This is a genomic window from Neobacillus terrae (genome assembly GCF_011393025.1).
GTDB classification, from domain to species: domain Bacteria; phylum Bacillota; class Bacilli; order Bacillales; family Cytobacillaceae; genus Neobacillus_A; species Neobacillus_A terrae.
Map to the genome: position 1 here is coordinate 1 of NZ_JAAOEO010000031.1, position 19,106 is coordinate 19,106.

Below are 19,106 nucleotides of genomic sequence, written 5' to 3' on the forward strand. Positions count from 1 at the left end.
AGTATACGAGTGCTAATAAAAATATCCCCTTATATAATAAGGAAAGGTTGTTATTTCTAAATACAACTAACCTGCCCTTTAGTTCAACTACAAAAGGATTGCCGCAGCAACCCCATCTTCCACATAAGCCCCCTATAGTTTAAGTACAATCCTTCACAAACTTGATTACATTACCCTAATTGTGCTTCGTTTACCAAGGGATAATCTGGAGTTTCGGCCATCTTTTCTTCCACTTGTTGGCTTTATTTTCGAAAATCTCCTTAGTAACTAGCAATTTATTTGGCCTTACTACCATCGAAAATAAATCATCTAAATTGTAAGGTGCATAAATCTTAAATAAACCATTTTTCTCTACTCTTATACCCACGGCGGTTGCAGTGGTTGGCCAGCTATCGATTGCTGCTTCAAGAGAGGAGTAAGGTTTTATCGGAAATCCAAATTTGCTTTCATACCAAAGGTGTACCCTTGCTTGATTTTTAACGTCAAAATCAAAGTGATAATCCAAAAGTTTACTTTTCAATTTTTGTTTAAGCTCCTTTTCACTATCTGAACTCAAATCATACTCGTCGAAATAAACTATATCGATATCAGAAATGCCATAGTCAAGCGGATAACCAGAGATATCATTCCAAATAGTATTTGTTATACAGCCTGCACCAACATAGTATTCAAATGGAAAGTTTAAATCTTTTAGGGTTAGTAAGACTTTTCTTATTGGTTCATTCTTCAAAATGGTTCTAACTAATAATTCTTCATATGTATTCATATTTTTCTCCTAAGTATCCCATTGCTTTATATCGCTATTATTCGGCAAGTAAAAATTATTTCCTGCCTCCACTAAACTACCACGTTAGTTCAACAAAAAGAGCGTTAATCCTTCTTAACGTTAAATATGACTCAATATAAAAAAACGTCTAAACCCTCGTGCACCAAGGGTTTAGACGTTTTTGGACCTAAGTTTATTTAAGCGTTAATTTATATTATACGAATAGTTAACTCCTTTTCGATTTGTTCTACTCAAATATCCTTACTTCCATTTGTTCATTTGCTTTATGCACTGTAGGGTTCCGCTTTTAGCATCTTGAGCTTCGTCATTCTCGAGTGCAAATATAGATCGAGTAGTAAGTTTTGCTTTTTTCATATTAAGTCAGCGCAACCAAGCTCGAATTTCTCATTCCATCATGGGCTTATGATTAAATTATAAGATTATTTTTAATTAAAGGCTTTAAATAACAAAAACCCTGAAAGGCATAAATAGCCAATCAAGGTTTAATATTAATCTAATATTTTTTTTGCTCTATAAATAACTATACATTTATAAACATAGCTGATACAAAGTATATTTTTTAACATTGAAGATATTTATTATTTCAAACACCTTCTGAATATATTATTTCACTAGAAATAATTTTAATCTTATCTCCTGAATTTAAAAGTATTTCACAATTAATGTTCTTATTGAAATTGCCCTCCCCTTCAGAAATTTTCATTTCATTAATATAAATTCCTGGTCCCCAAGGCTCTAGAAAACTTAAGTTAAAGTTAAGAACTCCAATAAATTTTAACTTTGATTTTATTTGTCTTTTTTTAGGGGTGTCAATTATCACAGGTATTTCTATCTCATGTAGGTCATAACTGCAATAAATATCTCTTAGTTCAGCATCATGTAAATCTAAATTATTAGCTTCATTTGTTAAATTATTAAATTTAATAGATAAATTTTGCATATAACTATCCAATCCTTTACTTGAAATATCTTTGGTATTCTTTCGGAATTGAGTTACCTGGCCATAAATGAGTGTCACCTGTTTCGGGATGTATTAGTCTATTTTTTCCATCAGGGGTTATATGGAAATGATCCCCATATTTTAAATCTTTATTCCACTCAAATAAAGCCTTTTTAGTTTTAGGATCAACCCATTTTATTATCTCACCATTTTTATATTCCTTTTTGATTAAACCTTTAGGATTAAAGTTTTTAGGGCTTGATGGTATTTTTACTTTACCCGTACCCTTAGAAGGCTTTAGCTTTTGTATAACCTTTTTACCCGATTTCCACAAATATCGGCTAGCAGAGGATACTCCCCTCCCTATACCTTTTAATATAGTCATAGTTGGCCTTGGATCATCCCAAAGTCCAGTTGGGTCGATATTATTTACTGGATTATTCCGGCAATATGCATACATATTTGGAGTGAGGAGGTCTCCCACACTTCCAGTAATAGAATCTGCATTAATAAACCTTCCCCAGTCCGGATTATAATAACGGCTTTGCAAGTAATAAAGATTTGTTTCTGAATCATATCGGTAACCACCATAGCGATAAGGGTTTAGTTTACCAATAGTATCTTTTAAAGTTCCGCTAATCGAAGCATTGTTTCCCCAAGCATCGTATTGGTATGTTACGACTTGATTCCCACTTCCATCTAATAGACCAATAACATCTCCCTGAGCATTGAAAATATAGTAGTATTCATTACCGTTAAGATTCAAACTTAAAAGATTATCCTCGCTATCATAAGTATAATGAAGATTGTTAGTGCCATCTGATTCGAAGACAACCTTGTCCTCATCCAAAATATAGTTGGTTGTAACTGTACCATTTGTTTGTTTATTCGTAACAACCTTTTTAGTTCGAATCCCGTCATCATTGTACGAATAAGAAATATTATTATTAGTATTTGAGAAGCTTTTTAGCTGTCTCCCCCATGTCCAGGCTAGTGTATTATTATCATATGATGTGGGATTTCCTATAACATTTTGATCATACACGACTGTCGTTGTAACGGTTGTTGGTGTGCCATTCGTATATGTGGTGATATTAATTGACGTCAACAAATCATGCCAATTCGTATCCCCGTAGTTATAAGTAAACGTTTTTACCGGGTTCGCAGGTGTTTGCGTTGGGTCCGTATAAGAATAGATGTTTTTGGTTTTGATATTTCCTCCCACATCATAGGTAAATACCAAGGTTTGTCCGTTTATTGCATTGTCCTCGCGGAGCAATTCATCTAATTCATTATACTTATATGTAATGGTTTTTCCATTTTGCGTAACAGTCTTAATATTTCCCATTTTATCATTTGTATAGGAGTAAGGACTATTGGTGCCATTGGTAAAAGTATCGATTAAATATGTTGTCTTTCCGGATGCTGTGCCCTGTTTATAGGTATACGATGTTGCATAGTTACCACTTGTTAGATTAATAATCTTTTTCTGTAAACGACCTAACGTATCATATGTGAAGTCTATTTTACTCTGGTTATAAGAAACAGATGTCTGATTATCCTCACTATCATAAGAATATGAAGTGGTATACGTGCTGCTTGGCGTATTAAATTGATGAGATGTGATTTGACTATTTGGATTATAGGTAAATTGAAAACTATTACCTAAAGTATCCTTTGCACTCGTTAAGCGATTAAGTAAGTCGTATTCATAACGGTACGTTAAGCTATTTTCATTATCTGTAAGCATCCCAAGATTTCCATTATTATCGTAGCTATAGCGGAAATTCGGAATCGGTGATTGGTTTAAGGATTTGGAAATGATACGGTCGGAGCTATCATAACCAAAAGAAATCTTATCCCCTTGATTAAATTGGGTGCTTTGTAATAAATGAGTAGCATTGTCATAGTTATTGGTTACTAAATTTTTGGTGCCTATATTAACTTGAGTGTTATCTCCAAAAAGATTGTATTGAAATCCCGTCGTACTACCGTTTTGCGTAATGGAGCTTAATAAATCATTTTGATATTGGTAGTTATTCGTTGCTGTTTGTTGATCCGCTGTTTTTGATACGGAAAGCATTTTGTCTGTATTCGAATCATAAGAATATGTTGTTTTATTATTGTTAGAATCCGTACTATCCTTTAATGTTCCTTTCATTAAATCATAATTATTTGCAGTCACATTTCCTGAATCATCAGTTGTGGAAGCAACATAATTCCCATCTGCCGTATAAGTCGTGCTGTTATCCACGGATAAGGTTCCATCAGAACTTTTAATTGAAGTCGAAGTTTTATTACCATACGAATCATAAGTAAAACTTGATACGATATTTTTTGGAGAAACAGCGCTTAATATATTATGGTTGTTATCGTAGGTAAGATTGGTTGCATTCCCCATTGTATCCGTATATTTAGTTAGATCATTAGTTGAATTGTACGAAAAAGATGACTGTTCCTGTTTTACGTTTTGGGTGCTGATTAAATTACCATTACTATCGTAGCTATATTCATCCTCAAATGGTTCAAGATATAATTGGAGCCCATCAAAATAGGCTGTATTTTGATTATGATGATAGATAGCATATATAGTAACCTCTGTATAATCGCTATCAGCTGTTGCAATATCTGAAATGTACTGCCAATCTGAGGAATCCTGATTAAAGGGAACAACGATATATTGATAGGTTCCATCCGTTCTTTTGATTTTTAGATCCAAAGCATAGTACCTGCTTGAGTCTGTGATAGGAACCGTATCCCCTTTCGACCAGCCACCAATGGTAAAGATATCACCTTTTTTTCCTTTTACTTTAATAATTTGATTGATATTTCTGAGTTCGTTAGCGTTACCAGCAATACCGAACACCTTGCTATCAAGGCTAGATGGTACGCCGCTAACAGTGGTATATAAATTGGATGAAGCACTTCCCGTAACCTGATTCCAATAGCTAGGAGTCGTGGATCCATAGGAAAAATCTGCATTTTCCACTAAATTATATCGATTCGCAATGTTGCCTGCCTCTAATTGCATACTATCAAAGTAAGCCGTCCCGGTTTCTTGGCACAGTGATAATCTTGTTAATACGGTTCCATCAGAAGCGTCAGTTGGTAAAGTAAAAGTTACCTGTGCCCTTTGCCAATCCTTGGTTCCATTCACATAATTCGAATCAATTTGCTGCCAAACTCCTGTACTATTGTGATAATAAATACTAATAACCGCGCCTTTTCCATTTGTACTGGAAACACCGGAGGCTTTGACATAAGCAGAAAAAGTATACGTTTTCCCTTTTGTCAGTGATGTTGTCTCTGTTGAATACTGTCTACTGATATTATCTGATTTCGTTATTTTAATACTTTGATTGCCTACATAGCTATAGTCTGTACTAAAACCAGCTGTTCCCGTACCCCCATCATTGCCAGCTACCCAATAATCGCTGGTCTCAGCATTATGATTTAGCAAATAATTGAGAGTGGTTTTTTGCAATTTTGAAGCTGCTGAAATTTTATTTACATTTGTTCCACTCGTCTTATATTTAAAATATTGCCCATTACCGTCTGCATCGTTTGTGCTAACGGTTTGACCACTGTCATTAAATTGGTAAATTTCTTTTCTGCCTTTATTATCAACAAAGGACGTTGTGTTATTTCCATACGTAAACTGCAGAGATTGACCACTCGTTACGACTTGGTTGCTATCAATATTGGATTCAGTTGATTTTTGAATTCGGTATGGGGCATTCGTATAATACGTATAGTCGATTCGATATCCATCGAAGTTTTTTGCTTCGGTTAAATTATGATTGGAATCGTAGGTATACTGACTGTACTTTCCATCCGGGTAAGTAATTTTTGTTAGATCCGAACCTGTATAAGTATAGGAAGTAATCCGCCCACTAGGATCAATAATTTGAGTTAAATAGTTACTGGTTGGATCACGTTTTATTGTCGTTAGCCTTCCGGCACCATCCGTTACATTGACTAAATAATTTCCCGAATAACCCAAAGTAATTTTATTGTTATTATTATCTTTAATAAACATTAGATAGCCGGAAGAATTGAAGCTTAATTGGTTGCCAGATTTGTCCTTTACTTTATACTTTTCAGTGCTGGAAGATGAATCGATGGCCATTGTCAAATCTAATCCAGATTCATCTTTATAGATATTCGTTGTACTGTCCAAATTAAAATAGTGTTTTGTCCCGTCTTCATCAGTATATAAATACTGATTTAAAGTACTGTCGTATTCTACTTTTTGACTTAAGTTCAATCGCCAGCCTAAACCATACTGATTATCGATTAATCGGTCATTGCCATTGTAAACATGGTTAATGGATACAGGCATTCTTTCTCCATTCATGCTTAAATCATCGTGGGTGAAGACAAGATTTCCGGAATAATCATTTATATACCCTGTACCAGCACGACCGATATCATGAGAATGATAAGTCCAATAGTCTTCCAGTCCACTATTATTGACATAATCAAAGGTAGCAACTGGACGGTACGCTGCATAAGCACTGGAAACATCGGAGGAATAAAACTCTGTATAGTTTCCTGGTTCATCAGAAGCTTTTAACATCACTCCATAGTTTGGTTGGTTGGAATACCATTGTTTAGCTATTCCGGTAATATCCCAAAGGAAAGAGGAATTGGTATTTCCTTGTACCATTTGATAATCTAGTACTTTACTAGAATCATAGGTTGGCTGGGTATTCCATGTGATGGTATTTGAATCCCAATTTTGGGTTACATTATGGAGGTTTACCTGGGTGCCCGCTGTGTTATCACTATCTAAAGTTAAATTAAGAGATGCATTTGTAATCACGTTTGCTGAAGAAATAGTAGGTAAGTTAAATTTTATAAATGTTCGGTTATTACCAGAAGAAGAGCCTTCCCCTACCTTAACCATGCTGCTTAACATGTAATTCGTTGTCGGATAACCTTGGGAAACATGGTTATCAAAAATTTTGTCTGGGCTTAATGATGTTTCAACTGTGGGATCGATGACAACCGGGTATTTTCTATCCGATGATTGTAACCAATTCATATCCGGTTTTATAATTACCTGATATTGTTCTCCATTATTTTGCAGTTCTAACAAAACAGCAGTGGATTCTTCACCTTTTTGGTCGTACATATAAGGAGCATTAATGGTAAATATTTTTTGCTTTGGATTACTTACACTATAAAAATTAATTGTATTATTTTTTAATTCTGCTTTTAAATTTTTTTGATTATAATGAAATGAATATTGAGAGACGGTTGGAACATCTTTTAAAATAAGATTCTCTTTCACACTTCCTGAAACTAACTTGTATTGTAAATCTGTATTCGACATGACTTCAGGATAGGTAACAGAAGATGTTAGCTTTTGTAGGGTTCTCTTTTTTCGTTGTCTGTAAGGCTATCATAACCAGGAATAGAAACCCTATCTTTCATTGCTTCGGAATCTTGAGTATCATCAAGGTTCCAACCTAAGGTATAATTACCACTTTTCATTTTTACAAGTTCTTTTTTGTTAGTCTTTTCAGCAAAATGAACTTTAAACATATTCTCTTTATTTTCTAATACTTTATCGTTGGTTTCACTATCCGTTTTCTCGCTTAAAGAGTTATCAATATCTTTCCATTGTCCATCCGTTTTATAATGAACTGGAAAGGGATACACATCTGCCTCGTATGTATGATCCTTTAATAAAAAATGTTTTATATTTTCTTCCCTCTTACTCAAATCTTCTCCCACGATATTTTTTGATCCAGATGGAGGAGATTGAAATTGAGATGGAAGGTGATCAGCACTAACAGTTGTTGCATTTATCTGAAAAGGTGCTAGCGAAATGACTAATACAACTGATAAGAGAATAGAAGTTGTTTTTTTTATTACATTGCCCATGTTTAAACCCCATTTTTCTAAAATTTATTGTTTTATTGGTATAAAAATTAATTTTAATGAATTGAATTATTACGCTTCTATTTGTAAAGGTAATCTCCTGCTTTTAGGCCCCCTAATCCCTGAGAGTAAACATAAGAAGATTTCATCTTCTTAAAAAAGCATTCTATCTGATAAACTTGTACTGATCCCTAATTCTCATAAAACTGAAAAACGAAATTGTAATATCTCTTCACTCAACTCCTTTTTTCTTCTGTTATTTTCTGTAAATTCTAATATATTATAAGTTGGTATAAACCAAACAAAAATAAGCATAATTTCCTATTTTCTTAATTTTCCAACAATTACCTAAATAATTGTCGAACCGTGTTCAATAGAGAAGTAAATTTGGCAACATTTAGTTTAGAATTCATTTAAATAGCTTCCTGGTATTCATGTCTTTTGTCCATCTTACCGCCAATTTTCCAAAGCTTTTTTGCCGTTTTTAGGTGTTAAATGAGCGTTAATTCGTATAATAAGCGTTAATCCTTCTTTACGTTAATTATGACTCAATATAAAAAACGTCCAACCCCTTGTACACCAAGGGTTTAGACGTTTTTGGACCTAAGTTTGTTTAAGCGTTAATTTATATTATACGAATAATTGAATAAGCATATAAATTGCAAGAAGGACTGCTTAAGCGGTTCCCTAACACGAGTTTCTTAACATGAAAAAATAAACAGAAGAAGCAAGAAGTGCTCCTTCTGTTTTCTAGTTTATTTGATGACACTTTACTGTTTAGTTAACCGTACATCGTCAATATGCAATGTAGTTCCTCCAGGTGAATCAACATAAAAGCCAATATCAATTTGCCCATTAGTAACGTAGATATTATTAACACTTATATATTTCCATGTTCCATTGTTACTAATATTAGAATAAATTGTTGTTCCACCGAAGTTTTGTATCTCAGCCCTGGCTGTTGTAGGTGTTGTATTTTTTAAGCGTACCCATGCTTCAAATTTATAGTATGCATTATTAGTTGGAACATTTATCACTTGATGGATGCTCTCTTGGTAGGCGCCAGCTAAATAGAAATAGGCCCGTTTGTCCCCGTTCCATGGTGATTCAGGGGGATTTCCACCAGATCCACTATCTATTCCATATGCTACGCTTTGTCCGCTTGGATGCCATTCTGTCCAATTATTTGGTTGTGCAGGATCTCTCTCAAAGTTAGAGTCATCCAGTAAATTCTGTTCAGACACTGGTGTACCGGGCGATGATGTTGAAATAAGAAGACGATCTATATTTATGTTCCCACTGTCGCCTGTATCAAATTTAAAATCAATCGTATTCGTTCCAGCATTAAGTGACAGAGTTTGGATATTATCCTGCCAAACATTCCAATTTCCGCTTGGGCTTGAGAAGCTTATTTGCCCGATTTTATTATTATTGACATAAGTGCTCATTGTCTTTGATGAATTTGTTCCATTGGCATAACGTAATGCTATTTGATAGTTTCCGGCTGTAGGTACGTCAACAGTATATCTAACCTGGCTGCCTGCGGATGTAAGAGAATCAACAAAGCCCGTTCCTGAATAGAACCAATGATTACTATTAACTGCTGCTCCTCCGCTTAGTTTTGAACTTTCTGCTTCATATTTCTGAACAGAGGGAGAAAATGGTACTGAGATGTTATCAATATTTACATTTCCCGTATCCCCAGCATCACTATAATATTTATAGGTAACAATATTGTTACCTGCTGTAAGCGGAATGGTTTCAGTCTGTGTTGACCATGTATCCCAATTTGCTTGGTTTTTCAATGACGTTTGTTTAACCCTTTTGCCATTTACCAAAATACTTATTGTTTGATCGGAACCAGTTGAATTTGCATAACGGAGAGAAACATTGTAATCACCGCCAACTTTAACAGATGGATAGAAAGTTAAAGCAGCACCTTTATTGGAAAATCCATCAACAAAACCTGTTCCCGAATAATTCGCATGATTTGTATTAATAGAAGCTTTTGTTCCAGTTGAATCACCTGAGAGTGAAGCGTCTTCTGCTTCATATGACATAGCCGTCGATGAAACTGGAGAATTTCCGGTTACTGAAATGTTTTTTGATGAAGTTGCTCCTGCCGTTACCTTCACATACGTGACATCTCCATAAATATCCTTCCCTTTCGTCCAACCTTCTCCTGTTGCTGCACGAAGTACATTGATATCCGAATAATAGTTCATTGACACACCATTATTGGTAACTCCAGTTCCAGCATTCCCATGCATTTTTATGATATAAGTCTTCAAATCCGAGATATAATTTCCAGTTTTCGGGTCTAAAGTGAAGGAATATGTGTTAGAACCGAGATCTTGTGTTGTCAACTTTTGTTTGAAATATCCACCATTTTCATAATTATAACTACCACCATCGTCATCATAGTAAGTGAATGATGTTGCTTTTGTATCAGGAAACACATCAACATCCACGTTAGTAACGGCAGCTTGACCAACAAAATCCTGAGGTTTTTGTTTTGGTATAATTGCCCCTTTCTTTATAAAAAGGGGAATATCAGTAAGGCTATCTGGATTTATTGAATATTGTATTGTTTGCCCTCCATTGTATTGTGTACCACGAAAATAATCGATCCACGTTCCAGAAGGCAAATAAATGCTTTTTATTGTCTGTTGTTTATCAACTACTGGAGAAGCTAATAGCGAATCCCCAAACATCCATGCATCTTTGTAATCTTTTAAATTTGAATCTGTTGGGTAATCAAAAAATAGCGGATGAACTAAACCATTACCAGTTTCAAAGGCATCCCGCTCGTAGGAATACATGTAAGGGAGAAGTGAATAACGCATTTGAATTGCTTCTTTCGTTGCTTCCTCAGCTGTCATACCGTAGTACCATGGTTGACGTTGCTGATGATTATTCCCATGCACACGGAATGTCGGAGTCAACATACTAAATTGCATCCAACGCGTGTACAAGTCGGGATTAGGATTGTTTATTGTTCCATCTGCTTGATTAAATCCTCCTGTATCCATTCCCCATTTTGGTTGTGCATTATCAATTGTAGACAGCATTGCTGCACGTTGCTCTTGTAAACCATCAGCCCAATTAATACGGTCCCCCTTATTATATTGGATGCCAATATCTCCGGACCAAAGTGATGTTGCATATCTTTGTGCTCCTGGATAGAAGGTACGCGAAGTCTGCCAGACTCTCTTTGTATTATTCGTTAAAGCCCGTTGTCCTTCATACATGGTTTGCGCCATACCAGAAGTTGTAAAATTACCGAACCAATAGGTTGTAGATCCTGAGGATACTTTATCAGTTTCATCATTCCACCAACCCACAATGCCTTTGTTAAAAGCATCAACTGAATGATTCCAATACCAGGTTCGCTCATTGGGATTATAAGGGTCTATACTTTCAACTTGTACTGGAATAAAATAATCTTGATAAGGGGCTTGCCCCGGATAAAAATAGCCTCCGTTGGCAGCATCAATCCCTTGAGTAGTCGAATTATGATTTATATCCTGTGTAACAATTCTCGGCTTCGTGATGCCTATCATTTTTACACCACGATTATCCATATTTGTCTTCAATGCATTGGTTGAGGCATCAGGAAAATTTGAGGTGTTCCATGAAAATTCACCATAATTAGATTGGCCGTAATTCTTCCAATCATAATCAAATCCATAAGCGTCTAAAGGAATATTCTTTGCTCGGTAGGTATCAACATTATTGGTTACTTCACTTTCGTTTGTATCCCATTCAAAGTTAATAAATCCTAAGCTCCATTTTGGGAACATCGGTGATTTACCTGTTATATTTGAAAAGGAATTCATAATTTCCTTTGGCGAGCCTAGCATAATATAATATTCCACATTTTGTTTTGTGAATCTACGCCCTTCGGTAGGTGTGCCGCCATAGTAAAATTCCAGCTTGCCGGTAGCACTTTCAGTGTAAGGATAACCTCCATCACTATCCACCAATACTCCATATCCTGCAGAACTCCACATAAAAGGTCCACCTGAATCTCCCTGTTCCCCAGCATGCGCAGGGTGATTGTTGTCATTACGTAAGAGATTACTTGAACTGTCGCCTTCAAATGCATTAAAGCTACGAATGCCATAGATATTATCCGAAGTGTTATGAAGGAATCGAATTCCATCATAATAGACCCCTCCTGTAGAAGGCTCCCATAACATTGTAGTTCCATCTGCTTTTTTTATTGTCATACGAACGGGATTTTTTGTTATTTCGATAACCATTTTAGTTGTTGTAATTTTAATAGGATCAGTTGCAGTGTTTATTGTTGCTCCAACGGATGACCAAGAACGGTTTGGGTCAATCATAGGTGTTTCAGGACTCGGCGCAATGCCATTTGGACGGTAATCAATTTTTGCTATACCGTTTTCAACAGCTTGAATAACAAGAATATCATTATTAGGCTCGGCTCCATTATCAATAGTGAGAGTTAAAGAATCACCAGAAACAGAGCTTGATATTAAATTTCCCAAGGAACTTGCATAAGCTAAAGCCGACTTACTACCCCCTATTGTATAACTAGGAACAATCAATGCAATTGCAAGAATTGTCGAAAAAATAATTTTCCCGAACTTTTTCTTCAATTTTTTCACCTTCCGGAATAATATTCTGGGAGGGAGAATATACCTCCCTTCCCACCCCTATAAAATAATCAAAAATTGTTTAGTGTTCTATCAGAGCAAGGTTATCAAGGTTAATTCCTAGAGAATTTCCATTATCATAACTTATACTGATAGTGTTTTTACCTGAGTTTAAGTTTACGGTTGTTGATGCTATACTCCAAATATCCCAACTTGAAGTTTGAGGTAATATAATATCTGAAGTTTTAACTCCGTTTACATAAATGGCCCTTGATGCGTTTCCACCTGCAGTGCTGTACCTCAAATTAATAGAATAACTCCCTGACGCTTTTGTAGTTACATCAAATTTAATTGAATCGCCAACTTCTGCAAATCCATCAACAAAGCCGAACCCTGTATAACCAGAATGATTGGTATTAGTTGAAACGTTTGTTAATGCACCAAACTCAGACTCATATTCGGCTTTATTAACACCGTTTAAAACAATAGATTGGGAGGAAGTACTTGCTGCTAACTTGATATATGTTAATTTCTGTAAAGTATCATAATACCATCCACTTGATGCATTTATTAAACTGGATAGTGAGGCATAACTTGTCAAAGAAGTTCCATTTGATGTTACTGTGGTTGGCTTTGTAGTATATACCTGCAATGTTTTAGATACATTAATCGATGGAAGATCAATAGTTTCCTTTCCAAGACCGTATTCTTCTGTTGAGGTAATTGTTTTAACAGACCCGCCAACATCATCATTCCAGTTATACGTGGTTTTACCATATGGATACACTCTGAAACTTAAGTTACTATAACTTGTGATACTGTTGCCAATCGATCCTCCAAGTTCATACTGAGAATTTAAATTCAGAGGAAGGATGCTGCCTGCTTTAACAAACACTGGAATGGTATTTACATCTGCGTTATATGTGATGTGTCTGCCGCCAGGACGTTGGGCACCATACCAAAAGTCAATCCAATCACCCTCAGGAAGATAAACATCTTTTAATGTTTCCCCCTGGTTGGTTACCGGTGCAACTAACAAATTATCTCCAAACATATATTCTGATGTAAGATTATATGTTTCTGAATCTTTTGGATATTCTAAAGCTAATGCCCTCATCATTGGAACCCCAGTATTCGAGGCTTTAGTTCCTTCACTGAAAATGTATGGTAAAAGATTGTAACGAATATTTGCATATTTGGTAAACTGCGGTATTACGGATGTGTCCCCATAACGTGATTGAATATTCCAAGGTGTTCTTTCAGCACTGTATCCATTGTTTTGGCTAGGATCTGCCTTTTCTGAATGAAATTGCATAATTGGAGCAAAAGCAGACATTTCAAAACTACGTTTATACAATTCTACTGTAGGAACGTCTCCGCTAAATCCAGCCATATCCCATGTCCAATATGGTACTCCCGATATACCCGAGGATAGACCAGCTTTCATTGCTTGTTGAAAAGCAGAAAATGAAGACTCTTGATCTCCTGCCCAAAAAATTTGGTTTTGTTGAGCATTTTGTGTACCTGATCTGCTAAGTGTTACAGAATTTCCATTGGTCTTTGTATTTGCGAAATTGTTGTAGGCTTTAATATAATCATTTGGGTATTCATTCCGCATTTCGTCTCCCTTTTTTCCATTAGAAAACGTAGCTGTACGTCCCCACACCATTTCGCCGCCGTCGGTTTTAAATCCATCAATCCCAACTCCATCAAAAAGATAGGAACGTTGTGACATCCACCAATTAACTGCATTCTGATTCGTAAAATCAAGTAATAAACTATTGTCAAACCATCCTGAACCGTTTGGTATCCGATATGCACTACCTTTATCGTCCTTTACTTCATAACCCTGTTGTAGCATGTAAGATTCGTCATTATCCTTCTGTGCATATGTTCCTGTAATATATTTTTCAATTGGAACCTGCCATAATATTATTTTTAGTCCATTATTATGAAGATTGGTGGTCATTTGCTTTGGGTTAGGCCAACGGCCTGTACTTGGAAAGGTAAAATCTGTGTAATTAAATGGTTGACCATTTGTTTTTGGTGTATATTGTGCGTCATTAAAAATATAGAAGGTATTCTCGTCACTCCACTGTTCTAAAACCAAGGAGCTTGCAGGAATTTGATAGGAGTTTAAATTATTTACAACATTATCTACTTTGGATTGATTGCTCCATTCATTGGCTGATACCCATAAGCCATAAGCCCATTTAGGAATCGCTTTAGGCTTGGATGTGATACTTGCATAATTGCTGACAACTCCTTTCAAGTCACTTCCGCCAATAAAGTAGTAATCAAGCAATGAATTAGAAGCGCCTCCAGTATTCACAGTAAAACCCAACATATCAGATCGAGAGTTTGCTAAATCAAAACTAGAGTAATAGGTAGAATTAATATATATTCCATAACCTCCAGAATTTAAAAAGAAGGGAATGGACATATATGTCTTGTCGCCATTAGCCTGGTTTTTATATTGATTATAGATATAGTTTTGAACTGTTTGGCCTCTTTTGTTTAGTTGGTCATAGTGTTCGCCTAAACCGAAGATAGCTTCTGTTGAATTTGAATATAAATGATCCTCCACTTTGGTAATTGAAGAACTACCATCGGTGGCCCATGCCATATTACGATTTAGCGAACTGTCATATTCTCTCGTAATTAAAGTGGTACCATCTGGTTTGTAAACGTCCATTCGAAACGGATTCTTAGTCATTTTTATTTTAATTTTTGGCGTATTAATCCATGTTTCTGTTGCATTGTCTGTTACTGTATAATTACTTAATCCTGTAGCTAAGGTACCTGAACCGTTAGGAGAAAGCTGTACCCGAAAAACATCGTCAGACGTAAAAGAGATATTGATTTTAGGAGAAAAACTCCCTGTGTTAGGCACAGCATTAAATACCACATGATTTGTGTAATTGTTAAAAGAGCTAATATTTTTAATTGATTCCCATCCTGATACCTTAAATGTATAAGGTCCAATATCTTTTTGATTAGTCCCATCTTTATTACCGTGAACTGTATAAGTAATAACATCGCCTTTAGCAAAACTGCCCAAGTTAGCTTTCCAGTAAGAATTATTTCCTGAGTTGTAATCCCACGCGGCTCCTACCACAGGTTGTTCCACACCATTCTTAGTCCAAGTGACCCACGCGGTTTGTCCAGGCTCAATCGGCCAAGTAGTAATATGAATAATAACATTATCTCCTGCCATGGGGTCGTGAGGTGATATTTCAGTTGGTTGAATGTTATAAGGATCATCCCATCCAAAGGGATTGTGAAATACTCCATCTATTGCAAATGCGGACTGAGCAAAAATCATAAAAATAAAAACGAAAACCACAAAACCTTTAAATGGAATTTTAAATAATTTCTTTCTCACTTTTTCTCACTCCTTTATGAAGTTTTTAAAGCTATTATCAAAAAAAATTAGTTTGTTCACCCCCGATTTTAAAATACAAAACCAATCTATAAAGCTCGCTAAATCAAGGAAGTTTGAGACCTCAAAATACAGGGAACTTAATTAATTTAGTTTCGCGTGGTCCAAGTATGTGAGTGCTTTCAAAGTCTTTTAGACATAAAGAGATTTTTTTGTCTAAGGTATTTGTATAAGCAATAGCATATTCGTTTTGAATTGTTTCCATTTCAACTAGTACGCTATTCTCTTCTAAATGCATTACATTAACAACCCAATTGTTATTTAAATGATCCTTCCCTTGATAAGTAAAGTTCTGGTCGCTAACAATATGAACTAATGGGTATTGATAAGAATCTATTGAATTACCAACATATTGTCCTATTGATAGTCTCTCTTTATTTACATTAGTGATTAAGCAGCTATTATTGCGTAGAAATACTGGAATTTCCATTAGAGGTGCATCTACTTCAATAAACCTTGCCCCATCGAAAACTTGTTTTGAAAAAAGATTTACCCACTTATTTTCTGGAAGGTAAACAGACCGTCTTTCTGATCCCTCTTGGATTATTGGCGCAACAAGCAAAAAATCTCCAAAGAAATATTGGTCATACATAGAGTAAGTCTTAGGGTCTTTAGGACATTCCAATAACATGGCTCTCATCAATGGTTTGCCTTTTTCCACCGAAAGCTTTGCCTGTTCAGCGATATAAGGCAGCAAATTCATTCGTACATTGGCATAAAAACGATATCCAGTAATAGCTCGCTCATCACCCGTTCTTTCAGCAAGATTCCATGGAGTGCGATCTTGATTAAACTCTGCTTTACTTTCTGCGTGGTATTGCATTATTGGGCAAAAGGCTGCCATTTGAGCAGAACGGATAAACAATTCAGCTGTCGGTATTTCACCATTAAATCCTGCTAAATCCCATCCCCACATGATAATACCGCTTAATCCGGCAGACAGTCCGGCAATCAGAGAGCGTTTAAAAGCATCAAAGGTTGAACGTTCATCCCCAGCCCAATGAGCCGGAATTTTTTGAACTCCTGTATAACCCGCTCTACTAAACGTCATTGAGTTATTTGGCCGATGTTTTTGAGCGAATTCATAGTAGGCTTTAATATAGTCGTTTGGATACTCATTCCGCATTTCACTTCCTGATCTCTCATCAGCAAATTGAATATGCTCTCCAAAAACCATCTCTCCGCCATCTGTTTTGAATCCGGCAACTCCAATATCAAGGAGGTACTTCCTTTTATCAAACCACCATTTCACACCTTCAGGATTTGAAAAGTCCATCAATAAACTTTCTTTAAACCATCCTTCAGGTATCCGATATGGTTCATCGTTTTTATCCCGAATGAAATATTGTTCTTTAATCATGTATCTTTCATCGTTATCCTTTTGGGGATGATGCTGGCGATTTAAATATTTCATGATAGGTATCTGCCATAAAATTAGTTCCATGCCATGTTCATTGATGTATTTAACAAGATTTTTTGGATTTGGCCATCTTCCCCCCTGTGGATGGTTATAGTCCTCATATGACAAAGCTGTACTTCCATCTGTAGCTTCATAAGTTGCATCATTGAAAATATAATAGGTCGCTTCATCACTCCACTGTTCTAGTACTAATACAGTGGCTGGGATCTGAAGCTCTGTTGTTTTACGAACCTGTTCACGGACGATTTCGTCACGGTCCCAATTATTACTGGACATCCATGGCCCTAATGCCCAAACTGGCACCATTTCTGCTGGACCTGTTTTATTTGTAAATTGTCCCACTATTTCTGAAGGTGTACCTTTAAAAAATGATATCGTGGTTCCGTTGTCCGCCTGCTGATCAACAGAAATACTTAACAAATCATCAAAGGTTTTAGCAAAATCAAATTTCGTATACCGACTAGTATCGATGTGTAACCCATAACCTAATGAACTAAAGAAAAAAGGGAGGGGCATATAAGTCCTAGCACCCTGGTCTCGATATTGGTTATAAACATAGCAATCTAAAATTTCACCTCTGTATTCTAACTGATGATAGCGCTCTCCCATTCCAAAAAATCTCTCATCCGAAGGACTATAAAAATTAATGGACAGGTCTACCCATTCTCCAAAACGGTTAATTAGTAAAGTTATAGGGGCTACATTGGTGTCAGTATACAAACGGGGCAAATTATGTTGGGTCAATATTTTATTGATATCTAGAAGTTCATCTCTTACCTCTATCTTGTTTTCCTTAGTAATGTGAATCGTATTTAAATTTGTATTCAAGGATAATGAAAAAGGATATTCACCTTTATCAGACCAAAATTCAAATGAGTTTCCATCTATTTGGTTACCGACAAGATTCTTAATTTCTAATTTTTCTAGTGGATAAAAAGAGTAAAAAGCAGAAGTTAAATTTTTATCGTTTTCACTCCATTCAATTTGGTAAGCGACTTCCTCATGGGCAATATAACACCCTATATTTGCTTGCCAATATGATTTTTCACCATTATTCGTATAAGTCGCCTGAAATTTTTTAGTACCTGCGTTCGTTTTCACATGAATAAATGCTTTGGCATTTTCAGAGAAAGGGGCAATAAATTGAATAATCACCTCTTCATTTTCAATAGGCATTTTGGGAAACCGTTCGTATGCTTGAGGTTCGTACCTGTTTCCATTTCCAAAAGGCTCATGTATGATTTGATGGTTTTCTTCCAGTGAAGAATAATATTCAACTATATTTTTTAAATACAGAGCAGATGAACCTGTAATGCCTGTATTTAAACCGAGATAGTGTTTTGATTTCTCCTTATCTCCCTTTTCCAGAAAGTACCAGGACAGCAAAGAGGCAGCTAAATCTGAATGCTCGTTTGACAAGGGAGTGTCTAGTATTCTTCTATTAGACACTAATGAACTTTCCATTTTTTTAACCGCTTCCACCATTACTAGATCTTCTGGAGAAAAGAGCCCGAAAGGCAATACAGATAATAACAAGTCGGTTGAGGCAAAAGAATTTTCTGGTGAACAGATTACCATGCCACCTTTTAATTGATTTTCAAAAACGCGATCTCTAACTTCTGTAGCTGTTTTTTGTATATCTGGTGAGTAACCAATATTCTTCAGATTGACAAGTACTGCGTAATAAATTGATAAATGAACAGTAAAAATATCATTCTGAATTGGCAAATAAAGATGTTCCTGTTTTTTGTTCCACTGACTTTCAATTGTTTCAACCGTCTGAGAAATGAATGACTTATATTCAGATAAAAGATTTTTATTTTGAAATTTCATCACCTGTTCTGTTAATAGCCAAGTCCATAATGCTTGTTCAATAGGAGTGGAAGAGGAGTTTTCTATTTCATTTTTTAATAAACCCTGAGCTTTTTCTTCTTTATCCTTTAATTGCAAATAGTGAATATGAAAGAAACTGGAGAGAGACTTTTCTGTAGTAAGGACCATTTTTT

7 protein-coding genes are annotated in these 19,106 nt (G+C 35.6%); all 7 read right to left on the reverse strand.

Annotated elements, in window-relative coordinates; translation table 11 throughout:
* Positions 1-190 precede the first annotated feature (190 nt).
* Complete coding sequence (locus G8761_RS24000; RefSeq protein ID WP_166030473.1) at positions 191-766, reverse strand: nucleotidyltransferase family protein; 576 nt, start codon at positions 764-766, stop codon at positions 191-193.
* A 604-nt stretch (positions 767-1,370) separates the two neighbouring features.
* Positions 1,371-1,727 carry a hypothetical protein gene (locus G8761_RS24005; RefSeq protein ID WP_166030474.1) on the reverse strand — a complete coding sequence of 119 codons (357 nt, stop codon included), beginning with the start codon at positions 1,725-1,727 and terminating at the stop codon, positions 1,371-1,373.
* Between the two features lie 16 nt (positions 1,728-1,743).
* Positions 1,744-7,065 (reverse strand): DNRLRE domain-containing protein, encoded by a 5,322-nt coding sequence (locus tag G8761_RS24010; protein ID WP_166030475.1) that lies wholly within the window; start codon positions 7,063-7,065, stop codon positions 1,744-1,746.
* A gap of 26 nt (positions 7,066-7,091) precedes the next feature.
* Entirely contained in the window at positions 7,092-7,619 is a 528-nt protein-coding gene (locus G8761_RS24015) for a hypothetical protein (RefSeq protein WP_166030476.1), read from the reverse strand.
* A gap of 767 nt (positions 7,620-8,386) precedes the next feature.
* Positions 8,387-12,250 (reverse strand): TIM-barrel domain-containing protein, encoded by a 3,864-nt coding sequence (locus G8761_RS24020; protein ID WP_166030477.1) that lies wholly within the window; start codon positions 12,248-12,250, stop codon positions 8,387-8,389.
* Between the two features lie 70 nt (positions 12,251-12,320).
* Positions 12,321-15,623, reverse strand: a complete 3,303-nt coding sequence (locus tag G8761_RS24025; RefSeq protein ID WP_166030478.1) for a TIM-barrel domain-containing protein — start codon at positions 15,621-15,623, stop codon at positions 12,321-12,323.
* A gap of 121 nt (positions 15,624-15,744) precedes the next feature.
* Positions 15,745-19,101 (reverse strand): glycoside hydrolase family 31 protein, encoded by a 3,357-nt coding sequence (locus G8761_RS24030; protein WP_166030479.1) that lies wholly within the window; start codon positions 19,099-19,101, stop codon positions 15,745-15,747.
* Between the last annotated feature and the right edge of the window lie 5 nt (positions 19,102-19,106).

Bases quoted from the DNA above. Each gene is read 5' to 3' on its own strand.
- G8761_RS24000 (WP_166030473.1), bottom strand. From the start codon at position 766: ATGAATACATATGAAGAATTATTAGTTAGAACCATTTTGAAGAATGAA.
- G8761_RS24005 (WP_166030474.1), bottom strand. From the start codon at position 1,727: ATGCAAAATTTATCTATTAAATTTAATAATTTAACAAATGAAGCTAAT.
- G8761_RS24010 (WP_166030475.1), bottom strand. From the start codon at position 7,065: ATGTCGAATACAGATTTACAATACAAGTTAGTTTCAGGAAGTGTGAAA.
- G8761_RS24015 (WP_166030476.1), bottom strand. From the start codon at position 7,619: ATGGGCAATGTAATAAAAAAAACAACTTCTATTCTCTTATCAGTTGTA.
- G8761_RS24030 (WP_166030479.1), bottom strand. From the start codon at position 19,101: ATGGTCCTTACTACAGAAAAGTCTCTCTCCAGTTTCTTTCATATTCAC.